The organism is Agathobacter sp. (assembly GCF_977054825.1).
Genome location: NZ_CDRTEH010000006.1, coordinates 25,868 through 46,865, shown reverse-complemented (window position 1 = coordinate 46,865; position 20,998 = coordinate 25,868). Strand labels below are relative to the sequence as shown.

The following is a 20,998-nucleotide window of genomic DNA, read 5'->3' as shown; positions in this document are numbered from 1 at the left end:
AAGTAATGATTAAACTTGAACATGTCAGTAAGGCATATTCTGCAGGTATACCTGCTCTCAATGATGTCAATCTGGAGATTGATGATGGAGAGTTTGTTTTCGTATGTGGAGATAGCGGATCCGGTAAATCCACTTTGATTAAGCTTCTTTTAAAGGAACTTGATCCTACAGACGGAACGATTACTGTTGACGGAAGGAATCTGGCGCGTATTCGCCACAAGCAGATTCCTAAATACAGAAGAAATGTTGGAGTCGTTTTCCAGGACTTCAGATTATTAAAGGATAGAAATGTTTATGAGAATGTGGCTTTTGCACTCAAGGTTATCGGTGCATCCACAGCCACTATTAAGAAAAAGGTGCCACAGATGCTTTCTATGGTAGGGCTTGCTGCAAAGTACAAGTCAAAGCCGAGGGAGCTTTCGGGAGGAGAGCAGCAGAGAGTAGCTATTGCAAGAGCTCTTGTCAATGAGCCGAGCATGCTGCTTGCTGACGAGCCGACAGGTAATCTGGACAATAACAATGCGTGGGAGATTATGAAGCTACTTGAGGAAATCAACGAGAAAGGCACAACTGTTATCGTTGTAACTCATAATCTTGAGATTGTTAAGGTTATGAAGAAGCGTGTTATCACTATAAAGAAAGGTCTTGTTGTAGCAGACAGCAAGGATGGTGATAGTGATGAGGCTTAATACGTTATTTTATTCAATCAAGCAGGGATTTAAGAATATTTTCAGAAACAAGATGTTTTCACTGGCATCCATAGCGACAATGGCGGCCTGCATTTTTATGTTTGGTCTGTTTTATATAGTTGTGACTAACTTCTCAAGCATGGTTAAGACTGCTGAGGAGGGCGTTGCGGTCACAGTGTTCTTTAATGAGGGCACTACAGAGGACACAATAAAGGCGGACAAGGCTCAGATAGAAAAGAGGGCTGAGGTTGGCAAGGTGGACTATCAGTCGGCGGCCGATGCATGGAGTGATTACCAGAAGGAGTATTTTGAGGGCTATGACGATGCTGCGGCTTCCTTTGGTGATGACAACCCTCTCAGCAATTCTGCAAATCTGCAGGTTTATTTGAATGATGTCTCTATGCAGCAGACTCTTGTTAACTACATCAAGGGTCTCGAGGGAGTCAGAAAGGTAAACCAGTCGCAGGATGTGGCCAATACACTGACCGATTTAAATAAGCTTATCAGCTATGTATCGGGAGGTATCATTCTGATTCTTTTATGTGTTGCGATTTTCCTTATAAGCAATACAGTTACTACAGGTATTGCGGTCAGACGAGAGGAAATAGCTATCATGAAGCTTATCGGAGCGACGGATTTTCTGGTCAGGTCTCCGTTTGTGGTAGAAGGTATTCTCATTGGACTGATAGGCTCAGCGATTCCTCTGGGATTGCTGAGTGTCATGTATGGAAAGATATGTGCATATATTGCTAATAAGTTCAGTTTTATAGGAAATATGATGACATTTATCCCGACAAAGGAGATTTTCTCTACACTTGTACCGGTAGCACTTATACTGGGCGTAGGAATTGGCTTTTTGGGAAGTCGATTCACAATTCGGAAACATTTAAGAGTATAATAATGATTATGACGGCCTGGCTCCGATCGGAGACAGGCTGTTTTAAGTTCAAATATAGTATAGAGAGGACAGGACTGAAATGGACAATTCAAACAACAGGGATGTCAATCCGTATGTGCAGAGAGTGGATGCACCTGATGGCGGAGCTGATGCTTTAAGAGAAAATTACACACAAAATTATGAAGGCGGTGGCAGCAACGGCCTAAAAAAAGGCTTCGGTGCAGGAATTGCAACCGGTATTGCAGCAACTATTGTGCTTGGATTGATAGTACTCTTTGCATACACAATGATTACAGGCAGGAGCGTGCATACTGTTGCAAAAAGCGCAGATGTGCTTGATGACAAGACAGTGCAGAAAATCGATGAGCTCGCAAACTACATAGATGAGTACTATTATGAGGATTACGATAAGGATGATTTGGAAAACGGTCTGCTGCATGGTGTGATGGAGGGACTAAATGATCCTTATTCGGTTTATTATACCGCGGATGAGTATAAGGAACTGCAAATCAGCACGACAGGCACATATTATGGCATTGGTGCTGCGTTAAAGCAGGATCCTGACACAAAGCAGGTGACTGTTTCAAAGGTATACAGTGGTACACCTTCTGAGGAAGCGGGACTTAAAAAGGATGACGAAATAGTCTCTGTTGACGGTGTTGAGGCAACATCCGAGGATCTCACAAAGCTTGTTGCCAAAATCAGAGGCGAGGAGGGCACAAAGGTTACGCTTGAAATCAGGCGTGGCGAGGATACCGACCCATTTACCGTTGAGGTGGAGCGTAAAAATGTTGAGCTGCCATCAGTGGACAGCAAGCTGCTTGATAATGGAGTGGGATATATCCAGGTCAGCGAGTTTCAGACAAACACGGCAAGCCAGTTTGAGACTGCGCTTGACGGACTTACAAATCAGGGCATGAAGGGCCTTATAGTGGATTTGCGTGCTAATCCGGGAGGACTCCTTACCGCAGTGACGCAGATGGTTGACAGACTGCTTCCGGCAGAAACAGTTGGAAAGCTCCCTGCAGGAACTGTCGTGTATACAAAGGATAAAAACGGAAATGTCCAGACCTTTGGTGATGACGATGGCAAACAGATTGACTGTCCTATCGTAGTGCTTGTCGATGAAAACAGCGCAAGTGCGTCTGAAATTTTTGCAGGAGCCATGAAGGATTATAATGAGGATGGCTATATTGATGCCACACTTGTAGGCAAAAAGACCTTTGGAAAAGGAATTGTACAGACTATCTACAATCTTTCCGATGGTGATGCTGTAAAGATTACCACATCGAAGTACTACACACCAAACGGTCACAATATCCACAAAAAGGGTATCGAGCCGGATGTAGAGGTGGACTACGAATACACAGGTGACACAAATGCGGACTATGACATGCAGTATGATGTGCAGCTTCAGAAAGCGATTGAGGTGATGAATGAAAAGCTTAAATAAGATTGCAGGCTTTCTCATGTTATGCTGGATGGTAGTCATTTTTATGTTTTCGGCGGAGCCTGACACAGAGTCGTCTGAGCTCAGCGGCAGCGTCAGCTATCGTATAGTTTCCGTGGTCAATACCATTACCGCAAGCCACTGGGATGAGAATGAGCTGCTCGATCGGGCAGAGCTTATAGACTATCCGGTGAGAAAGTGTGCTCATATGAGTGAGTATGCCATTCTCACATTGCTTGGATTTGTGACATTTTCGTTTTTGAATGGCAGAAGAAAGTTTTTAATACCGATAGGCATAACCTTCCTATATGCATGCACAGATGAATTTCACCAGCTGTTCGTGCCCGGCCGAGCCGGCAGATTCACGGACGTACTGATTGATACCACAGGCGGCATCATTATGCTGCTATTTATTGCGCTTGTTACACATGTAGCGCATGCAAAACATACAGCAGGCACGACTAAACAGAAAACATGAAGACAAGAAGACACGAAGATAAGTGGGCTGTAATCATTGCCGGTCACAACACTGTTAGGTGTGACCCACAACAGACATGATAATAAGCGTGATGGCAAGCATGATTATAAGTATCAAATTTAGTTGCAGTTTCTTAGTTTAATCTGTATAATAAAAGTATTGACGCTGGCTGAAAAAACATGGCAGATAACATATTCTTTTAAATATGTGCCACAACCAGCTTCCCGCCCCGTAAACCCAGGTTTACGGCCGGCACATAGCATGTTCCGAAGAAAAATATGAACTGCCACGGGGTTCCATTAATTATATGAATGAAACAAAGTGAAAATAAAAAATCACTATCCGAAAAAAATCCCGTGGCTGACTTCATATTTTTCAGAGGAATATACTATGTGCCAGCCGCACCCCAAAACCTGAATGCGGGAAGCGTCATCCAAAAACTAAAAGCGGCCAACAAAAAATGCAAAGAAAGAGGTGATTCTGTGGTAGAGTTGGATAACTTCAAGTCCACGCTCCAAGGCTACAAAGCCCCACTACAGGAAGTGAGGGATTCACTTTGACCTGGCTAATAAAGAAGAAAAAATCCAGGAATTAGAGCGAGAAATGGAAGCTCCTGACTTCTGGGATGACCCGGAGAAGTCACAGAGCAAGATGAAAGAGCTTAAGAGTATGAAGGATGATGTCGCTACATACGCAAAGCTCAAGGAACAGTATGAAGATATAGAGACGATGATTGAGATGGGCTATGAGGAGAACGATGAGTCGCTCATACCTGAGATACAGCAGATGCTTGATGATTTTGAGAGCACATATGACGGTATCAGAATGAAGACTCTTTTGTCGGGAGAATATGATAAATGCAATGCGATTTTGAGACTCAATGCAGGTGCCGGCGGTACCGAGTCATGTGACTGGGCAGCCATGCTGTTTCGTATGTACTCGAAGTGGGCTGATAAAAAGGGCTTTACCCTTGAGGTACTCGATTCGCTCGATGGCGATGAAGCTGGTATCAAGTCCATTACCTTCCAGGTAAACGGAGAGAATGCATATGGATATCTGAAGTCGGAAAAGGGCGTGCACAGGCTGGTGCGTATTTCGCCGTTTAATGCGGCGGGAAAAAGGCAGACTTCATTCGTATCCTGTGATGTTATGCCGGATATTGAGGAGGACCTCGATATAGAGGTGAAGGATGAGGATATCAGAATTGATACCTACCGCTCAAGCGGAGCCGGTGGACAGCATATCAATAAGACCTCATCAGCTATCCGTATCACACATTTCCCATCAGGAATTGTGGTACAGTGTCAGAATGAGCGTTCACAGCATATGAACAAGGACAAAGCCATGCAGATGCTAAAGGCAAAGCTGTATCTTTTGAAGCAGGAAGAGAATGCTGCAAAGGAGGCGGGCATCAGAGGCGAGGTCAAGGAAATTGGCTGGGGAAGTCAGATACGTTCGTATGTGCTTCAGCCGTACACTATGGTCAAGGATCACAGAACAGATGTGGAGACCGGTAACGCGGATGCGGTGCTTGATGGCAATATAGATATATTTATCAATGGTTATCTGAAGTGGCTTGCAACACGTTCGGATTAAGGAGGCAAATGTGGGTTTAGTTATAGCTGTGGTGATATTAGCGGCTCTGACGGCTGCCGGAGTGACTGTTTACATTAAAGTCAGACGGTTGTCTGAAAGTCTCCTTGGTACACCTGATGTCACAGAGGGCATCAATCGTATCAGGGAGAATGTCTCTACGACTCCCAAGTCGGTTTCAGGCATGACGCGCCTTATGGAGCCACAGATAAAAAGGGATTTCCCGGAGTTTGTCTGGGAACAGTTTAAGAGAATGTCAGAGAGAGTGCTTGTGTCAGCACTTTGTGCAATCACAACTGAGGATATTTATAAGCTCGACCGTGAGGCTTCAGATGAGGTAAGGCAGCAGGTGCTGGTGCGTATAGACAGCAATGAAGCAGCAGGGTTTACAGAGCATTTTGACGAAATCAGATTGCATCAGACCGAAATCTCAAATTATGTGAAGAGAGATGGAAGGTGCGTCATCAGTATACAGAGTGCGGTTGAGTATTTTTACTACAAGACTGCTTCAGGAAAGCTTATCAGTGGTGATAAGGAGTATAAAAAGCAGACCAGATACAATATGGAGCTTGTATACATACAGGATATAGATATGCTGGATAGTGCGGGGATAGGCAGTGCAGTCGGCACTACATGTCCGAATTGCGGTGCTCCTATAAGGAGCCTTGGAGCAAAGAAATGTGAATATTGTGGCTCATATGTTGAGCCTGTCAATATAAAAGTATGGAAGCTGCAGAGCTTTCATGAAGTTGATTACAATCATATCTAAGGAGGAAGAAAATGGGAATTATTAAGGCAGTAAAACAGGCAATTGGAGGCGGATTTGCAGATACATGGCAGGAGGTTATTGAGCCGGATAATATAGGCGACCAGACAGTCTATGCCAGGGGTGTGCTGGTAAACAGAGGTCAGAACAAAAAGGGCTCTGACGATATCGTTTCAAACGGCTCTATCATCCATGTATATGACAATCAGTTTATGATACTTGTCGATGGCGGCAAGATTGTGGATTACACAGCTGAGCCGGGATACTACAAGGTGAGCAATTCATCTATGCCATCACTTTTCAACGGACAGTTTGGGGATTCCTTAAAGGAGACCTTTGACCGTGTGAGATTTGGTGGACAGACACCACAGTCACAGAAGGTTTATTATATCAACCTTCAGGAAATCAAGGGAATCAAGTTTGGTACGAGAAATCCTATCAACTACTATGACACATTTTATAATGCGGAGCTTTTCCTCCGTGCTCATGGTACATATTCAATCAAAATTGTGAATCCGCTTCAGTTCTATGCAGAGGCTATTCCAAAGAATATGGATCATGTGGAGATTACTGATATCAATGAGCAGTATCTGTCAGAGTTTTTGGAGGCATTACAGTCTGCCATCAACCAGATGTCAGCGGACGGCACAAGAATCTCATTCGTCACAAGCAAGGCATCCGAGCTTGGAAGATATATGGCGAAGTGCCTCGATGAGAGCTGGAATCAGATGCGTGGTATGGAGGTACAAAGTGTTGGTATCGCCAGCCTTTCATATGATGAGAAGTCTCAGGAGCTCATCAACACAAGAAATGAGGGCGCAATGCTCTCAGATCCATCTATTGCACAGGGATATATGGTCAAAAATATGTCAGAGGGTGTCAAGAACGCAGGCAGCAACAGTGGTGGAGCTATGCAGGGCTTCATGGGTGTCGGCATGGGAATGAGCACCATGGGCAATATGATGAACGGATTTACACAGATGGCACAAAATAACCGGTCAGCCGGAATGAATGCAGCAGGAAATGGTGCAGCAGGTATGGCGGCAGGTGTGGCCTCAGGTGCCGCACAGCAGGAGGAGTCATCAGGCTGGACATGTGAGTGTGGACAGAAAAACACAGGTAAATTCTGCAGCAACTGCGGCAAGCCTATGCCACAGGAGAATACTGAGTGGACATGCGAGTGTGGACAGAAAAACACAGGTAAATTCTGCACAAACTGCGGTAAGCCATTACCTGTAAACACAGAGTGGACATGTGAGTGCGGACAGAAAAATACAGGTAAATTCTGCAGTAATTGTGGAAAGCCTAGAGCATAAATGTTGCAAAGCTGTAATCTTTGTGTTAAAATCTTTGAGTCAAGGACAAATGTCGGTGTGTGACAAACACACACCGGCCATTTTGGAGGTAACTAAATGGCGGAGAAATCAAACTACTTCGTTTTACGGGCAAAGGCTGTACCGGAGGTGCTGCTTAAAGTAGTTGAGGCAAAGAGACTGTTGGATTCGGGCAAGCTTGAATCTGTGCAGGAGGCAACAGATGCTGTTGGCATAAGCAGAAGCTCCTTTTACAAGTATAAGGATGATATTTTTCCTTTTTATGAGGGGCGTAAAGGAAAGACGGTGAACCTTGTTATTCAGATGGACGACGAGCAGGGCATACTTTCCGTTGTGCTTAAGTCGGTAGCCGATGCGAAAGCAAATATTCTTACCATACACCAAAGTGTACCGGTAAATGGCATTGCGTCACTCACGTTATCTGTGGATGTATTTCCGGAGTCGGATGATGTGGATGATATGGCAAAGCAGATTGAGTCCTTAAAGGGCATACATTACGTAAAAATTTTAGCCAGGGAGTAACAAAAAGATGAAGATTGCAGTTATGGGTTACGGCACAATTGGATCAGGTGTCGTAGAAGTATTAGAAATCAACAAGGAAAAAATCGCAAAGAGAGCAGGAGAGCCAATTGAGGTCAAGTATGTGCTTGATTTAAGAGAGTTCCCGGGTACACCAATCGAGGACAAGATAGTACATGATTATAAGGTTATCGCAGAGGACCCTGAGGTCGGTATCGTTGTAGAGACAATGGGAGGTGTTGAGCCTGCATTTACATTCGTAAAGGCAATGCTTGAGGCAGGAAAACAGGTAGCAACATCAAACAAGAACCTCGTTGCTGCAAAGGGCGCTGAGCTCATCAAGGTTGCCAGGGATCATGGAGTAAACTTCCAGTTTGAGGCCAGTGTCGGTGGTGGAATCCCTATTATCAGACCGCTCAACAAATGTCTCACAGCAGATGAGATTGAGGAAATCACAGGTATCTTAAACGGAACAACCAACTACATGCTTACAAAGATGACAGAGGAAGGAGCAGACTTTGATGAGGTATTAAAGGATGCTCAGGATAAGGGCTATGCAGAGAAGGATCCTACAGCCGATATAGAGGGACATGATCCATGCAGAAAGATAGCCATTCTCACATCACTTGTTGCAGGACAGCAGGTAGATTTCGAGGATATCCACTGTGAGGGTATCACAAAGATTACACCTGAGGATATCAGGTACGCAAAGGCAATGCACCGTGCAATCAAGCTTCTTGCTTCAAGCCGCAAGGTTGGAGACAGCTATACCTGTCTCGTTGCACCATATATGATAGATGACACACATCCGCTCTCAGGAGTAAATGGAGTGTTCAATGGCGTATTTTTACGTGGAAATGTGCTTGGAGATGCTATGTTCTACGGCAGCGGAGCAGGAAAGCTTCCTACCGCAAGTGCTGTAGTGGCAGATGTTGTAGATATGACAAAGCATCAGAACACAAATATTTATATCGACTGGAAACCAGAGAAGCTCACACTTGTAAGCTATGATGACAGTGTAAACAGCTTCTTTGTGAGAACTGACTCACCAAAGAGCGAGGTTGAGGCTGTATTCGGACATGTAGACTACATTGAGGATGTGGTTGACGGCGAGTATGCATTCACAACAGGCGATATGACAGAGAAGGATTTTGCCGACAAGGCATCAAAGATAAACGTTATCAACAGAATCAGACTGTAAAGGACAAAAATATGGTAAAAGGCTTATACACCGCTCACACCGGTATGGTTAATGAGATGAAGCGCATGGATGTTCTTGCGAACAACCTGGCCAATTCTGATACCTATGGATTTAAAAAAGAGGGAACCACCTCGCATTCATTTAAAAATGAGCTTGCTATAAAGATAAAGGATACGTCAAATTTCGGACTGCACAAAAATCTGGGCAGCATGACATACGGCGTGCATCTCGGTGAGACATATACCGACTGGGATGAGGGAAGCTTTAAGGTGACTGACAATCCTACAGATTTAGCTATCGGTGGAAAAGGCTTTTTTGCCGTTGCATTTACTGACAAATCAGGTCAGACAAGTGTGAAATATACCAGAGACGGTGCTTTCAAGGTCAATGCTGACGGTTATCTCGTCACAGCAGACGGAGACCATGTGCTCAATGCGACTGGTGCATTAAGCGGAGACGGCGGTGAAGCAAACTGGGTGAGGGTAGATCCGAATCAGAAGTTTTCGGTAAACTCACTGGGATATATCACACAGAACAATCAGTTAGTTGGCACTATCGGTGTTGTCGATGTGGATAACTATGACTATATTGAAAAATATGGTGAAAATCTCTACAATCTGACGGCAGGGGGTAATATTATCGCCTCCGATGCCGAAATAGAACAGGGAGCCTTAGAGACCTCAAATGTAAATGTGGTAAACGAGATGGTCAATATGATTACGATACAGCGTGCATATGAAGCCGGACAGAAGGTTATCACATCTATTGATGAGACGTTAGATAAGGCTGTCAATAATGTAGGAAGAGTATAATTATATTCTGACGCAGGCATGACAGGATGATTGGCGTCAGACAGTGACAGGAGATATGCCATATGATGAGGGCACTTTATACAGCCGCAACAGGTATGCGTGCTGAGCAGACAAATGTAGATACAATTGCAAACAATCTTTCCAATGTCAATACAACAGGCTTCAAGGGACAGAGAACCGAGTTTAAATCTCTTTTATATCAGACGATACAGACACGTTCTACATCCGGAAACGGTGATGCAAAGCCGGTGGGAGCACAGGTGGGGCTTGGTACCCGTGTGGCTGCAACTACATCCACGTATACTCAGGGTCCGCTCAATTCTACTGAGAGGCCGACTGATTTTGCTTTAGAGGGTGATGGCTTTTTTGCTGTGAGAGGTACTGATAATCAGACTTATTACACGAGAAACGGAGCCTTTACCTGGAGCCAGTATGGAAACGGACAGACTATACTGACTGATTCGCAGGGCAATCCTGTTATGGATACAAACGGCAATACCATAGCTGTGCCGGCAGGAGTGTCTGCTGAGAAGATGAGCTTTGGAGAGGATGGCGCGGTAGGCTATATGACGGCACAGGGCAATTATATAGATTTAAATCAGAGAATTGCTGTGTATCAGTTTAATAACCCGTCAGGTCTTGAAAAGCAGTCAGGAAGCCTGCTTGCAGCAACAGCCAATTCGGGTAATCCGATGCTTGAAGCTGCAAATCCGACTCTTAAAAACAGCAAGGTAGTAACAGGATATCTAGAGGGCTCAAATGTACAGGTGGCTGACGAGATGGTTAACCTCATTGTGGCACAGCGTGCCTATGAGCTTAATTCAAAGGCCATCACAACAGCGGATTCGATGCTTGAGACAGCAAATAATCTGAGGAGATAGTAGCGTATGGATATAAGTGCAGTATCAACACTTGCAAACTCAAATAATACATCTGCGGCGGCAGACAAGCTTAAGAATAATGTGAAAAATCTGTCATCAGACTCTACAGAGGACGAGCTCAAGAGCACACTTAAGGATTTTGAGTCTTATTTTGTGGAGCAGGTCATAAAGGAAATGAAGGATTCCATGACACTAAAGAGTGATGATGAGGATTCCTCTATGTCGCAGTACAAGGATATGTTCATGGACACTGTTATAGAGCAGATGAGTGATACGATAGTGGAGAAGTCAGGTGAGAATATCACACAGCAGCTTTATGAGCAGATGAAGCGCAACTATAATATATCATAATAATTGATAACGAATTAAAGCCGGCCCGGCATGCTTGCATGTGGTTACCGGCTTTTTTAGTCACAATAAAAACACACAGATACGGAGAAATTCAATTGGAAACCGAAACAGTCACAGGATACGTTGATCATATAATATACAGAAATGCAGAAAACGGATATACAGTACTTGTTCTTGTAGTGGACGAGGAGGAACTCACATGTGTGGGCACTTTTTCGGATATCGCTGAGGGCGAAAATATAGAGGCACACGGCGAGTATACAGAGCATGCGACCTATGGCAGACAGTTTAAGATAGCAAGCTTTGAGGAGAAGGAGCCTGAGGATGAGATGGCCATTGAGAGGTATCTGGGCTCAGGAGCCATACACGGTATAGGTCTTGCACTTGCAGCACGTATTGTCAGGCGCTTCAAGAAGGATACCTTCCGCATCATAGAGGAGGAGCCGGAGAGGCTTGCTGAGGTAAAGGGCATCAGTCAGAGAAAGGCCATGGAGATTGCGGACCAGGTCAATGCAAAGAGAGACTTAAGGGAAGCCATGATTTTTTTGCAGCAGTACGGCATCAATATGAATCTGGCTGTGAAGATTTACAATAAGTATGGCGGAGAGATATACAGCGTGCTCAAGGAAAATCCGTACCGCATGGCAGATGATATCGACGGAGTGGGCTTTAAAACCGCAGATGAGATAGCGGCGAGGGTTGGCATAAAGACAGACTCTGATTTCAGAATAAAAAGCGGTATACAGTATGTTTTGCAGCAGGCTGCCATGGACGGACACACATATCTGCCGATGGAGGAGCTTACGAGGCGTGCTGTGTATCTGCTCGGTGTGGAAAGCACGCAGGTTGAGGCACATTACATGAATCTGGCAATGGACAGAAGGATTGTCATGCAGCTAAAGGATGACATAACACAGATTTATGCAAACAGCTTTTATTATATGGAGGCAAACACGGCAAATATGCTAAAGCAGCTTGATGTGACTTATGATGTGCCGGATATCGAGATAGAGGCTGCAATCAGAAATATAGAGAAAAAGACAAAGATGGAGCTCGATGAGCACCAGGTAGAGGCGGTGAAGGAAGCTGTCAGAAATGGCCTTTTAGTCATCACAGGAGGACCGGGAACAGGAAAAACCACCACCATCAATACTATTATCAAGTATTTTGAGCTGGAGGGCATGGATATTTTTCTGGCTGCACCGACAGGCCGTGCCGCAAAGAGAATGAGTGAGACGACAGGCTACGAGGCGCGCACAATCCACCGCATGCTTGAGCTAAACGGCGGCATGGATACAGGGAGCACTGCGGGCTTTGAGAAAAATGAAAGGAACCCGCTTGAGACTGATGTAATAATAATAGATGAGATGTCGATGGTTGATATATCACTCATGTACTCGCTGCTAAAGGCGGTTGTGGCTGGCACAAGACTCATACTCGTAGGAGACGTGAACCAGCTTCCGAGCGTGGGACCGGGCAGCGTGCTAAAGGATATCATTGATTCGGGGGCCTTCCATACAGTAAAGCTCACAAAGATTTTCCGTCAGGCGAGCACGAGCGATATTATAGTAAACGCCCACAAGATAAATAACGGAGAAGAGGTATCGCTTGATAATAAGAGCATGGATTTCTTTTTCTTAAAGAGATATGATGCTGACAAGATAATAAATGTTACATTACAGCTCATAAAGCAGAAGCTTCCAAAATTTGTAAATGCAACAGAGTATGATATACAGGTACTCACGCCAATGAGAAAGGGGCTTCTTGGAGTGGAACGCCTAAACGGCATATTGCAGGCGTATATGAATCCGGCTGACAAGAGCAAGCGCGAAAAAGAATACAGAGGTACGATTTTCCGCGAGGGCGACAAGGTGATGCAGATAAAGAACAATTATCAGATAGAGTGGGAAATCAGAACAAAATTCGGACTCTGTGTGGATAAGGGCATGGGAATTTTTAATGGAGATACCGGTATCATTGAGGAAATCAACGATTTTGCCGAGACCATGACCATATCCTTTGACGAGGGCAGAAAGGTGGAATATCCGTTTAAGCTTTTGGAGGAGCTTGAGCTTGCATACGCGGTTACTATCCATAAGTCGCAGGGAAGTGAGTACCCGGCGGTCGTTATACCGCTTTTAAGCGGACCGAGAATGCTTATGAACAGGAATTTACTTTATACGGCAGTTACAAGAGCAAAGAAATGTGTTACGATAGTGGGGGACGATCAGACATTTTACGAGATGATACAAAACAACTCACAGCAGAGACGCTACAGTGGGCTTAAGGACAGAATAGTAGAGGAGACTATCTGATGAAAATAAGAAAACTTACAAATGAAGAGATAAAAGGGGCGTGTGCCTTTGCGGTAGGTATATACAATATCGCAATCAGAGGCTGCTTCCGGACACCGGACTGTCATCGTTATTTTGATGAATATATGGATGCGGACAGGCTGACAGAGGAGGAAAGGACCGGCGCACTCGTAGTATTTGGTGCGTTTGATAGCAATGTGCTGTGCGGAGTGTGCGGCATGACAAACGAGGGACATATCACCATGCTGTACGTGCATCCGCAGTACCTAAGGCGCGGCGCAGGCAAAAAGCTTCTGGAGAGAGCAAGAATATATGCGCGCATGCAGCTTAAGCTCATGCAGGTATCGGTAAATGCAATGCCGGCATACACAGCAGACTACTTCAGGCGTGTCGGCTTTAAGAGCACATATCAGGGAGGCTTTTGCAATGGACAAAGCGATATGTATGTTCCTATGACAGCAAAAAGCATATATCAGGTGGAGTATACACCGCGCCGTATATCAGACAGGACTTTTATTGCAATTTCCGTTGGCTTCACATGCCTTGTATTTTTCTCAGGCGTGATATATGCGGTATGTGCGGGGCTTACTCCGTAAATATGTTAAGGAGCCTTGAAGGCGCTGTAATCGTTGCCGGTCACACATAGGTGTGAACAGTAACTAATTTTGTATAAATATTTATGCATATTTATGTAATAAAAAACAGTTGAAAAATCGGCTGTATTATGATACACTTTTTACAATTTAAGCAGATATACTATGCAATTACACTTTATAAGAAAAAAGAGACGCCCTCTTTTTTTTTGCGCAGACGTAAGGTTAGTTGCAGCTAAGAAGCTTATGGTTACAAAGTATAACACGAAAGGGCAGGGTAAAGATGAAAGCATTTTTAATTCTTGAAGATGGTAATGTATTTACCGGAACCAGCATTGGTTCAACAAGGGAAGTCATTAGTGAGATAGTATTTAACACATCAATGACAGGATATCTGGAGGTACTTACAGATCCTTCCTATGCAGGACAGGCTGTTGTAATGACTTATCCACTTATCGGAAATTATGGAATCACACCGGATATGGAATCACAAAGACCATGGCCGGACGGATATATAGTAAGAGAACTGTCGCGTATGCCAAGCAATTTCCGCTGTGAGGGTACCATACAGGATTTCCTCGAGAAAAATGATATTCCGGGAGTGGCAGGCATTGATACACGTGCGCTCACCAAGATTCTCAGGGAAAAGGGTACTATGAACGGAATGATTACCACAAATGAGAATTACAATCTCGATGAGATTATTCCAAAGCTCAAGGCTTACACTACAGGCAATGTGGTTGACAAGGTCACATGCACTGAGAAAAAGGTATTAAAGGGCTCTGGAAAGAGGGTTGCCCTCATGGATTTCGGTGCCAAGAACAACATCGCCAAATCACTCAACGAAAGAGGCTGTGAAGTTACAATTTACCCTGCACACACAACCGCTGAAGAGATACTTGGTGACAATCCTGACGGAATCATGCTCTCAAACGGACCTGGAGATCCAAAGGAGTGTGTAGAGATTATAAAGGAAATAAAGAAGCTTTATGACAGCAATGTGCCGATTTTTGCAATCTGCCTCGGACATCAGCTTATGGCACTTGCAACAGGCGCAGATACCCACAAGATGAAGTACGGACACAGAGGTGGAAACCATCCTGTTAAGGATCTTGCAACAGGCCGTGTTTATATTTCTTCCCAGAACCATGGATATGTGGTTGACACAGATAAGCTTGATCCGAAGGTGGCTGAGCCTGCATTTGTAAATGTCAACGATGGCACAAATGAGGGACTTAAGTATGTGAACAAGAATATCTTCACAGTTCAGTTCCATCCGGAGGCATGCCCTGGACCACAGGATTCAGCATATCTTTTTGACCGCTTTATTAACATGATGGGAGGTAACCAGTAATGCCAAGAAATAATGATATCAAAAAAGTATTAGTTATCGGTTCCGGTCCAATCGTAATCGGACAGGCCGCAGAGTTTGACTACGCAGGAACACAGGCCTGCCGTTCCTTAAAAGAGGAGGGCGTTGAGGTATGTCTGGTAAACTCAAACCCTGCAACTATCATGACTGATAAGCAGATTGCGGATCAGGTATATATCGAGCCACTTACTCTTGAGTCATTAAAAGAGATTATCATAAAAGAAAAGCCGGACAGCATCCTTCCTACACTCGGTGGACAGGCAGGACTCAACCTCGGCATGGAGCTCGCTGAGTGCGGCTTCCTTGACGAGCAGGGAGTTAAGCTTATCGGAACAACAGCAGAGACAATCTTCAAGGCTGAGGACCGTCAGGCCTTCAAGGATACCATGGAGAAAATCGGTGAGCCGATCGCAGCTTCACAGGTTGTAAAGAATATCGAGGACGGTATTGCATTTACCAACAAGATTGGTTACCCTGTAGTTCTTCGTCCTGCATTCACACTCGGCGGCTCCGGCGGTGGAATCGCTCACGATGAGCAGGAGCTTATCGACATACTTTCAAACGGACTTCGTCTGTCACGTGTCGGAGAGGTTCTCGTAGAGAGATGTATCGCAGGCTGGAAGGAGATCGAGTACGAGGTAATGCGTGATGCCAACGGCAACTGCATCACAGTATGTAATATGGAAAATATCGACCCTGTCGGTGTGCATACAGGAGATTCAATCGTAGTTGCACCTTCACAGACACTCGGAGATAAGGAGTACCAGATGCTTCGTACATCAGCGCTCAATATCATCAATGAGCTTCAGATTACAGGAGGCTGTAACGTACAGTACGCCCTCAATCCTGACTCATTCGAGTACTGTGTTATCGAGGTAAACCCACGAGTTTCACGTTCGTCAGCACTCGCATCAAAGGCCACAGGATATCCTATCGCCAAGGTTACAGCCAAGATTGCGCTCGGCTATCACCTCGATGAGATTAAGAATGCTATCACACAGAAGACCTACGCAAGCTTTGAGCCAATGCTTGATTACTGTGTAGTCAAGATTCCAAGACTTCCGTTTGACAAGTTCCTCACAGCAAAGCGTACACTTACCACTCAGATGAAGGCTACCGGAGAGGTAATGAGTATCTGCAACAACTTCGAGGGTGCCCTTATGAAGGCTATCAGATCTCTCGAGCAGCATGTTGACTCACTTATGTCATATGACTTTACAGGTCTTACAGATGATGAGCTTGAGAAACAGCTTGCAGTTGTTGATGACAGACGTATCTGGGTTATCGCAGAGGCACTCCGCCGTGGAGTTAAATACGAGCATATCCACGAGATTACAAAGATAGATCTCTGGTTTATCGATAAAATCGCAATCCTTGTTGAGATGGAGAATCGTTTAAAGACAGAGGAGCTTACAGTTGAACTGTTAAAAGAGGCAAAGCGTATCGAGTTCCCTGACAACGTTATCTCACAGCTCACAGATATTGATGAGGCTGATATCAAGAAGATGCGTTACGACAACGGCATCGTGGCAGCCTACAAGATGGTTGATACCTGTGCGGCTGAGTTTGCGGCAGAGACACCTTACTACTACTCAGTATTCGGCAGCGAGAATGAGGCGGCAGAGACACATCCACAGAAAAAGGTGCTTGTACTTGGTTCAGGTCCTATCCGTATCGGACAGGGTGTTGAGTTCGATTACTGCTCAGTTCACTGTACATGGGCATTTGCCAAGGAAGGCTGGGAGACAATCATCGTAAACAACAACCCTGAGACAGTTTCAACTGACTTTGATATTGCTGACAAGCTCTATTTTGAGCCACTCACAGCAGAGGATGTTGAGAGCATCGTAAATATTGAAAAGCCTGACGGAGCTGTGGTACAGTTCGGTGGACAGACAGCCATCAAGCTCACAGAGGCACTTATGAAGATGGGTGTCAAGATACTTGGAACAAAGGCTGAGGATGTAGACGCAGCCGAGGATAGAGAGCTCTTCGACGAGATCCTTCAGAAGACAGGTATCCCGAGAGCCGCAGGTGGTACAGTATTTACAGCCGAGGAGGCAAAGAAGGTAGCAAACGAGATTGGCTACCCTGTACTTGTCCGTCCTTCATACGTGCTTGGTGGACAGGGTATGAAGATTGCATGGAATGATGATGAAATCGAAGAGTTTATCGGCATCATCAATACAATCACACAGGATCATCCAATTCTTGTAGATAAGTACCTTATGGGTAAGGAAATTGAGGTCGATGCAATCTGTGACGGAACAGACATCCTGATTCCTGGTATCATGGAGCACATCGAGCGTACAGGAGTACACTCAGGAGACTCTATCTCAGTTTATCCTGCACATACCATCTCAGAGAAAGCAAAAGAGACTCTGGTTGACTATACAAAGAGACTTGCACAGGCACTGCATGTTGTAGGTATGATTAATATCCAGTTTATCGATATGGATGACAATATCTACGTAATCGAGGTAAACCCACGTTCTTCAAGAACAGTGCCATACATCAGCAAGGTTACAGGTATTCCGATTGTAGACCTCGCAGCAAGAATCATCATGGGCGAGACTATAAAGGGCATGGGCTACACACCTGGACTTGCTCCTACAGCCGATTACATTGCAATCAAGATGCCGGTATTCTCATTCGAGAAGCTGCGTGGCGCTGAGATTTCACTCGGACCTGAGATGAAGTCAACAGGAGAGTGTCTTGGAATAGACAAGACCTTCAACGGTGCGCTTTACAAGGCATTTGAGGGTGCGGGAGTCGAGCTTCCTAAGTATAAGCAGATGATTATGACTGTAAAGGATGCCGACAAGCCTGAGGCAGTAGGCATTGCAAAGCGTTTTGAGAAGCTTGGCTACAAGATTTACGCCACAAGAAGCACTGCAAAGTACTTACAGGAGCACGGAGTAAATGCTCTTCGCGTAAACAAGATATCACAGGAGTCTCCAAACGTCATGGATCTTATCCTTGGACACAAGATAGACCTTGTTATCGATACACCTACACAGGGTAACGGAGATAAGACAAGAGACGGCTTCCTTATCAGAAGAAATGCTATCGAGACAGGTGTTTATTGTATCACAGCGATGGATACAGCCAATGCACTTGCACATGCATTAGAGACAGCTTCTGACAAGAAGACACCGGTTGACATTGCAACCGTTAAGAATCTTTAAAAGTATATAGATATATATTTTATTCCCCGGACAGCATATCGGATGTGCTGCCCGGGGATTTTTTATAGAAATTGCAGATATGAAAAAATATTGATGAAAAGATTAGGTTTCGTGCGGCATGTGAGCAATAAGTTATAATAGCATCGTCTTTTGTTAATCTGACGGAATAGTATAAGTAACACGCGTGAAAAATATGCAAAGTTTAATAGAATTTTGACAAATTATTAACAAAAGCAATTGATTTTTACATAAATTTGTAGTATAATGACTTTGTTAAAAAATTAACAGCACGGATGTGCAATACAATTTAAAGGAGATAATATAATGGCAAAGAAAGTTGTAATCGCAAGTGCTTGCCGTACAGCAATCGGCAAAATGGGCGGAGCATTAAGCAATACTCCAGCCGCAGATTTAGGTGCAATCGTAATCAAGGAGGCTTTAAACCGTGCAGGTGTTGCTCCTGAGATGGTTGACGAGGTTAAGATGGGTTGTGTTATCCAGGCAGCTCAGGGACAGAACGTAGCTCGTCAGGCTTCTATCAAGGCAGGACTTCCAATCGAGGTTCCGGCTATCACAATCAACGTTGTTTGTGGATCAGGTCTTAAGTGTGTAAATGACGCTGCTACAATGATCAAGGCCGGTGAGGCTGATATCGTTGTTGCCGGTGGTATGGAGAACATGTCAATGGCTCCTTACGCTATGACAAAGGCACGTTTCGGATACAGAATGAACAATGCAACAATCATCGATACAATGGTTAACGATGCTCTTACAGATGCATTCAACCATTATCATATGATGATCACAGCTGAGAATGTATGTGACAAATACGGCATCACTCGTGAAGAGCTTGATGAGTTCTCAGCAAACTCACAGCAGAAGTGTGAGGCTGCTATCGCAGCAGGCAAGTTCGATGATGAAATCGTTCCTGTACCTGTTAAGGTTAAGAAAGAAATCGTTGAGTTCACAAAGGACGAGGGACCTCGTGCCGGAACAACAGCAGAGTCTCTTTCTAAGCTTCGTTGCTGCTCTGGTAAAGAGGGCGGACTTGTTACAGCAGGTAACGCATCAGGAATCAATGATGGTGCTGCTGCAGTAGTTGTAATGAGCGAAGAGAAGGCTAAGGAGCTCGGCGTTAAGCCATTAGCTACATGGGTAGCAGGAGCACTTGGCGGAGTTGAGCCTGAGATCATGGGTGTTGGACCTGTAGCTTCTACAAAGAAGGTTCTTGCAAAGACCGGTCTTACAATTGATGATTTCGATCTTATCGAGGCAAACGAGGCATTTGCTGCACAGTCAATCGCTGTAGCAAGAGATCTTGGTTTCGATATGAGCAAGGTAAATGTTAACGGTGGTGCTATCGCACTCGGACATCCGGTTGGAGCTTCAGGCTGCCGTATCCTTGTTACATTATTACATGAGATGCAGAAGAGAGGATCTAACAGAGGTCTTGCAACACTTTGTATCGGTGGTGGAATGGGATGTTCTACTATCGTTGAGAAGTACTAATTTTCTTTGCCAATAGATATATGAGGGGATGCAGGCGCATCCCCTTGTAGTGTGAATTAGTTTATTCACATCAGTTTATATATATGATTAAGTTATGCTGCAGAGGCTTAGCACTTAAAGCCTTTGTGCCATAATATATTTTTAGGAGGAATTAAAATGAAGGTTGGAGTTATCGGTGCTGGTACAATGGGCCAGGGAATCGCAAAAGCATTCGCACAGGTAGACGGATACGAGGTAGCACTCTGCGATATCAAGCAGGAGTGGGCTGAAGGCGGAAAAGACAAGATTGCAAAAGGATATGCAAGACTTGTAGCAAAAGAGAAAATGACACAGGAGAAGGTTGACAGCATTCTTGCAAGCATCACTCCTGGTTTAAAAGAAGATCTCTGCAAGGATTGTGACCTCATCGTTGAGGCTGCTTTCGAGGATATGCAGGTTAAGAAAACTACATTCGCTGAGTTAGACAAGATTGCTAAGCCAGAGTGTATTTTCGCTTCAAATACATCATCACTTTCAATCACAGAGATTGGAAACGGACTTACACGTCCATTAATCGGTATGCACTTCTTCAACCCTGCTGACCGTATGAAGTTAGTAGAGGTTATCGCAGGCGTAAACACACCTGTTGAGACAGTTGATGCTATCAAGAAGATTTCAGAGGAGATCGGAAAGACTCCTGTACAGGTTAACGAGGCTGCTGGTTTCGTAGTAAACCGTATTCTTATCCCAATGATCAACGAGGCTGCTTTCATCAAGATGGAGGGCGTTTCAGATATCGCCGGAATCGATGCAGCTATGAAGCTTGGTGCTAACCATCCAATGGGACCATTAGAGCTTGGAGATTTCATCGGACTTGATATCTGCCTTGCAATCATGGACGTTCTTTACAATGAGACAGGCGACAGCAAGTATCGTGCATGCCCACTCCTTCGCAAGATGGTAAGAGGCGGAAACCTTGGATGCAAGAGCGGCAAGGGATTCTACGTTTACAACGCAGACCGCACAAAGACACCTGTAGACGCAATGTAAATGAGATTAAAACAAAATAT

18 protein-coding genes are annotated in these 20,998 nt (G+C 44.7%); all 18 read left to right on the top strand.

The window, feature by feature from the left end; genetic code table 11:
* Nucleotides 1-5 precede the first annotated feature (5 nt).
* The 18 genes from ftsE (at nucleotide 6) to ACW6PM_RS07395 (ending at nucleotide 20,978) form a co-directional block, all read left to right on the top strand.
* Nucleotides 6-689, top strand: coding sequence for a cell division ATP-binding protein FtsE (gene ftsE, locus ACW6PM_RS07480; protein WP_456056738.1), 684 nt, complete (start codon nucleotides 6-8; stop codon nucleotides 687-689).
* Nucleotides 679-1,587 carry a permease-like cell division protein FtsX gene (ftsX, locus tag ACW6PM_RS07475; RefSeq protein WP_308650503.1) on the top strand — a complete coding sequence of 303 codons (909 nt, stop codon included), beginning with the start codon at nucleotides 679-681 and terminating at the stop codon, nucleotides 1,585-1,587. The genes ftsE and ftsX overlap by 11 nt, the downstream gene beginning before the upstream one ends.
* A 79-nt stretch (nucleotides 1,588-1,666) precedes the next feature.
* Nucleotides 1,667-3,040 carry a S41 family peptidase gene (locus ACW6PM_RS07470; protein ID WP_456056737.1) on the top strand — a complete coding sequence of 458 codons (1,374 nt, stop codon included), beginning with the start codon at nucleotides 1,667-1,669 and terminating at the stop codon, nucleotides 3,038-3,040.
* Nucleotides 3,024-3,515: a VanZ family protein gene (locus tag ACW6PM_RS07465; RefSeq protein WP_456056736.1), complete on the top strand. Its 492-nt coding sequence runs from the start codon at nucleotides 3,024-3,026 to the stop codon at nucleotides 3,513-3,515. The genes ACW6PM_RS07470 and ACW6PM_RS07465 overlap by 17 nt, the downstream gene beginning before the upstream one ends.
* Before the next feature lie 482 nt (nucleotides 3,516-3,997).
* A protein-coding gene (gene prfB / locus ACW6PM_RS07460) for a peptide chain release factor 2 (protein ID WP_117993790.1) occupies nucleotides 3,998-5,111 on the top strand; the annotation gives its coding sequence in 2 pieces (ribosomal slippage) (nucleotides 3,998-4,072 and nucleotides 4,074-5,111; 1,113 coding nt in all).
* Between the two features lie 10 nt (nucleotides 5,112-5,121).
* A complete protein-coding gene (locus tag ACW6PM_RS07455) occupies nucleotides 5,122-5,877 on the top strand; it encodes a TIM44-like domain-containing protein (RefSeq protein WP_456056735.1) in 756 nt (251 codons plus the stop codon).
* An 11-nt stretch (nucleotides 5,878-5,888) separates the two neighbouring features.
* Nucleotides 5,889-7,190: an SPFH domain-containing protein gene (locus ACW6PM_RS07450; RefSeq protein ID WP_456056734.1), complete on the top strand. Its 1,302-nt coding sequence runs from the start codon at nucleotides 5,889-5,891 to the stop codon at nucleotides 7,188-7,190.
* Between the two features lie 96 nt (nucleotides 7,191-7,286).
* Nucleotides 7,287-7,730: an ACT domain-containing protein gene (locus tag ACW6PM_RS07445; RefSeq protein ID WP_012741625.1), complete on the top strand. Its 444-nt coding sequence runs from the start codon at nucleotides 7,287-7,289 to the stop codon at nucleotides 7,728-7,730.
* 7 nt (nucleotides 7,731-7,737) lie between these two features.
* Nucleotides 7,738-8,928, top strand: coding sequence for a homoserine dehydrogenase (locus tag ACW6PM_RS07440; protein ID WP_456056733.1), 1,191 nt, complete (start codon nucleotides 7,738-7,740; stop codon nucleotides 8,926-8,928).
* 11 nt (nucleotides 8,929-8,939) lie between these two features.
* Nucleotides 8,940-9,740 (top strand): flagellar hook-basal body protein, encoded by an 801-nt coding sequence (locus ACW6PM_RS07435; RefSeq protein WP_456056732.1) that lies wholly within the window; start codon nucleotides 8,940-8,942, stop codon nucleotides 9,738-9,740.
* A 62-nt stretch (nucleotides 9,741-9,802) separates the two neighbouring features.
* Nucleotides 9,803-10,621, top strand: coding sequence for a flagellar hook-basal body protein (locus tag ACW6PM_RS07430; RefSeq protein WP_448754656.1), 819 nt, complete (start codon nucleotides 9,803-9,805; stop codon nucleotides 10,619-10,621).
* A 6-nt stretch (nucleotides 10,622-10,627) separates the two neighbouring features.
* Nucleotides 10,628-10,972, top strand: a complete 345-nt coding sequence (locus ACW6PM_RS07425) for a hypothetical protein (protein ID WP_308500350.1) — start codon at nucleotides 10,628-10,630, stop codon at nucleotides 10,970-10,972.
* Nucleotides 10,973-11,067: 95 nt separating this feature from the next.
* The gene (recD2, locus tag ACW6PM_RS07420) at nucleotides 11,068-13,287 is read left to right on the top strand and encodes an SF1B family DNA helicase RecD2 (RefSeq protein ID WP_456056731.1); all 2,220 of its coding nucleotides are present in this window, start codon (nucleotides 11,068-11,070) and stop codon (nucleotides 13,285-13,287) included.
* Nucleotides 13,287-13,883 carry a GNAT family N-acetyltransferase gene (locus ACW6PM_RS07415; RefSeq protein ID WP_456056730.1) on the top strand — a complete coding sequence of 199 codons (597 nt, stop codon included), beginning with the start codon at nucleotides 13,287-13,289 and terminating at the stop codon, nucleotides 13,881-13,883. Before recD2 ends, ACW6PM_RS07415 begins: the two co-directional genes overlap by 1 nt.
* Nucleotides 13,884-14,163: 280 nt before the next feature.
* Nucleotides 14,164-15,234 carry a carbamoyl phosphate synthase small subunit gene (locus ACW6PM_RS07410; protein ID WP_308650493.1) on the top strand — a complete coding sequence of 357 codons (1,071 nt, stop codon included), beginning with the start codon at nucleotides 14,164-14,166 and terminating at the stop codon, nucleotides 15,232-15,234.
* Complete coding sequence (gene carB / locus ACW6PM_RS07405) at nucleotides 15,234-18,440, top strand: carbamoyl-phosphate synthase large subunit (RefSeq protein ID WP_456056729.1); 3,207 nt, start codon at nucleotides 15,234-15,236, stop codon at nucleotides 18,438-18,440. The genes ACW6PM_RS07410 and carB overlap by 1 nt, the downstream gene beginning before the upstream one ends.
* Before the next feature lie 324 nt (nucleotides 18,441-18,764).
* Nucleotides 18,765-19,949, top strand: coding sequence for an acetyl-CoA C-acetyltransferase (locus ACW6PM_RS07400; protein WP_308650491.1), 1,185 nt, complete (start codon nucleotides 18,765-18,767; stop codon nucleotides 19,947-19,949).
* Between the two features lie 156 nt (nucleotides 19,950-20,105).
* Nucleotides 20,106-20,978: a 3-hydroxyacyl-CoA dehydrogenase family protein gene (locus tag ACW6PM_RS07395; protein ID WP_456056728.1), complete on the top strand. Its 873-nt coding sequence runs from the start codon at nucleotides 20,106-20,108 to the stop codon at nucleotides 20,976-20,978.
* Nucleotides 20,979-20,998 lie beyond the last annotated feature (20 nt).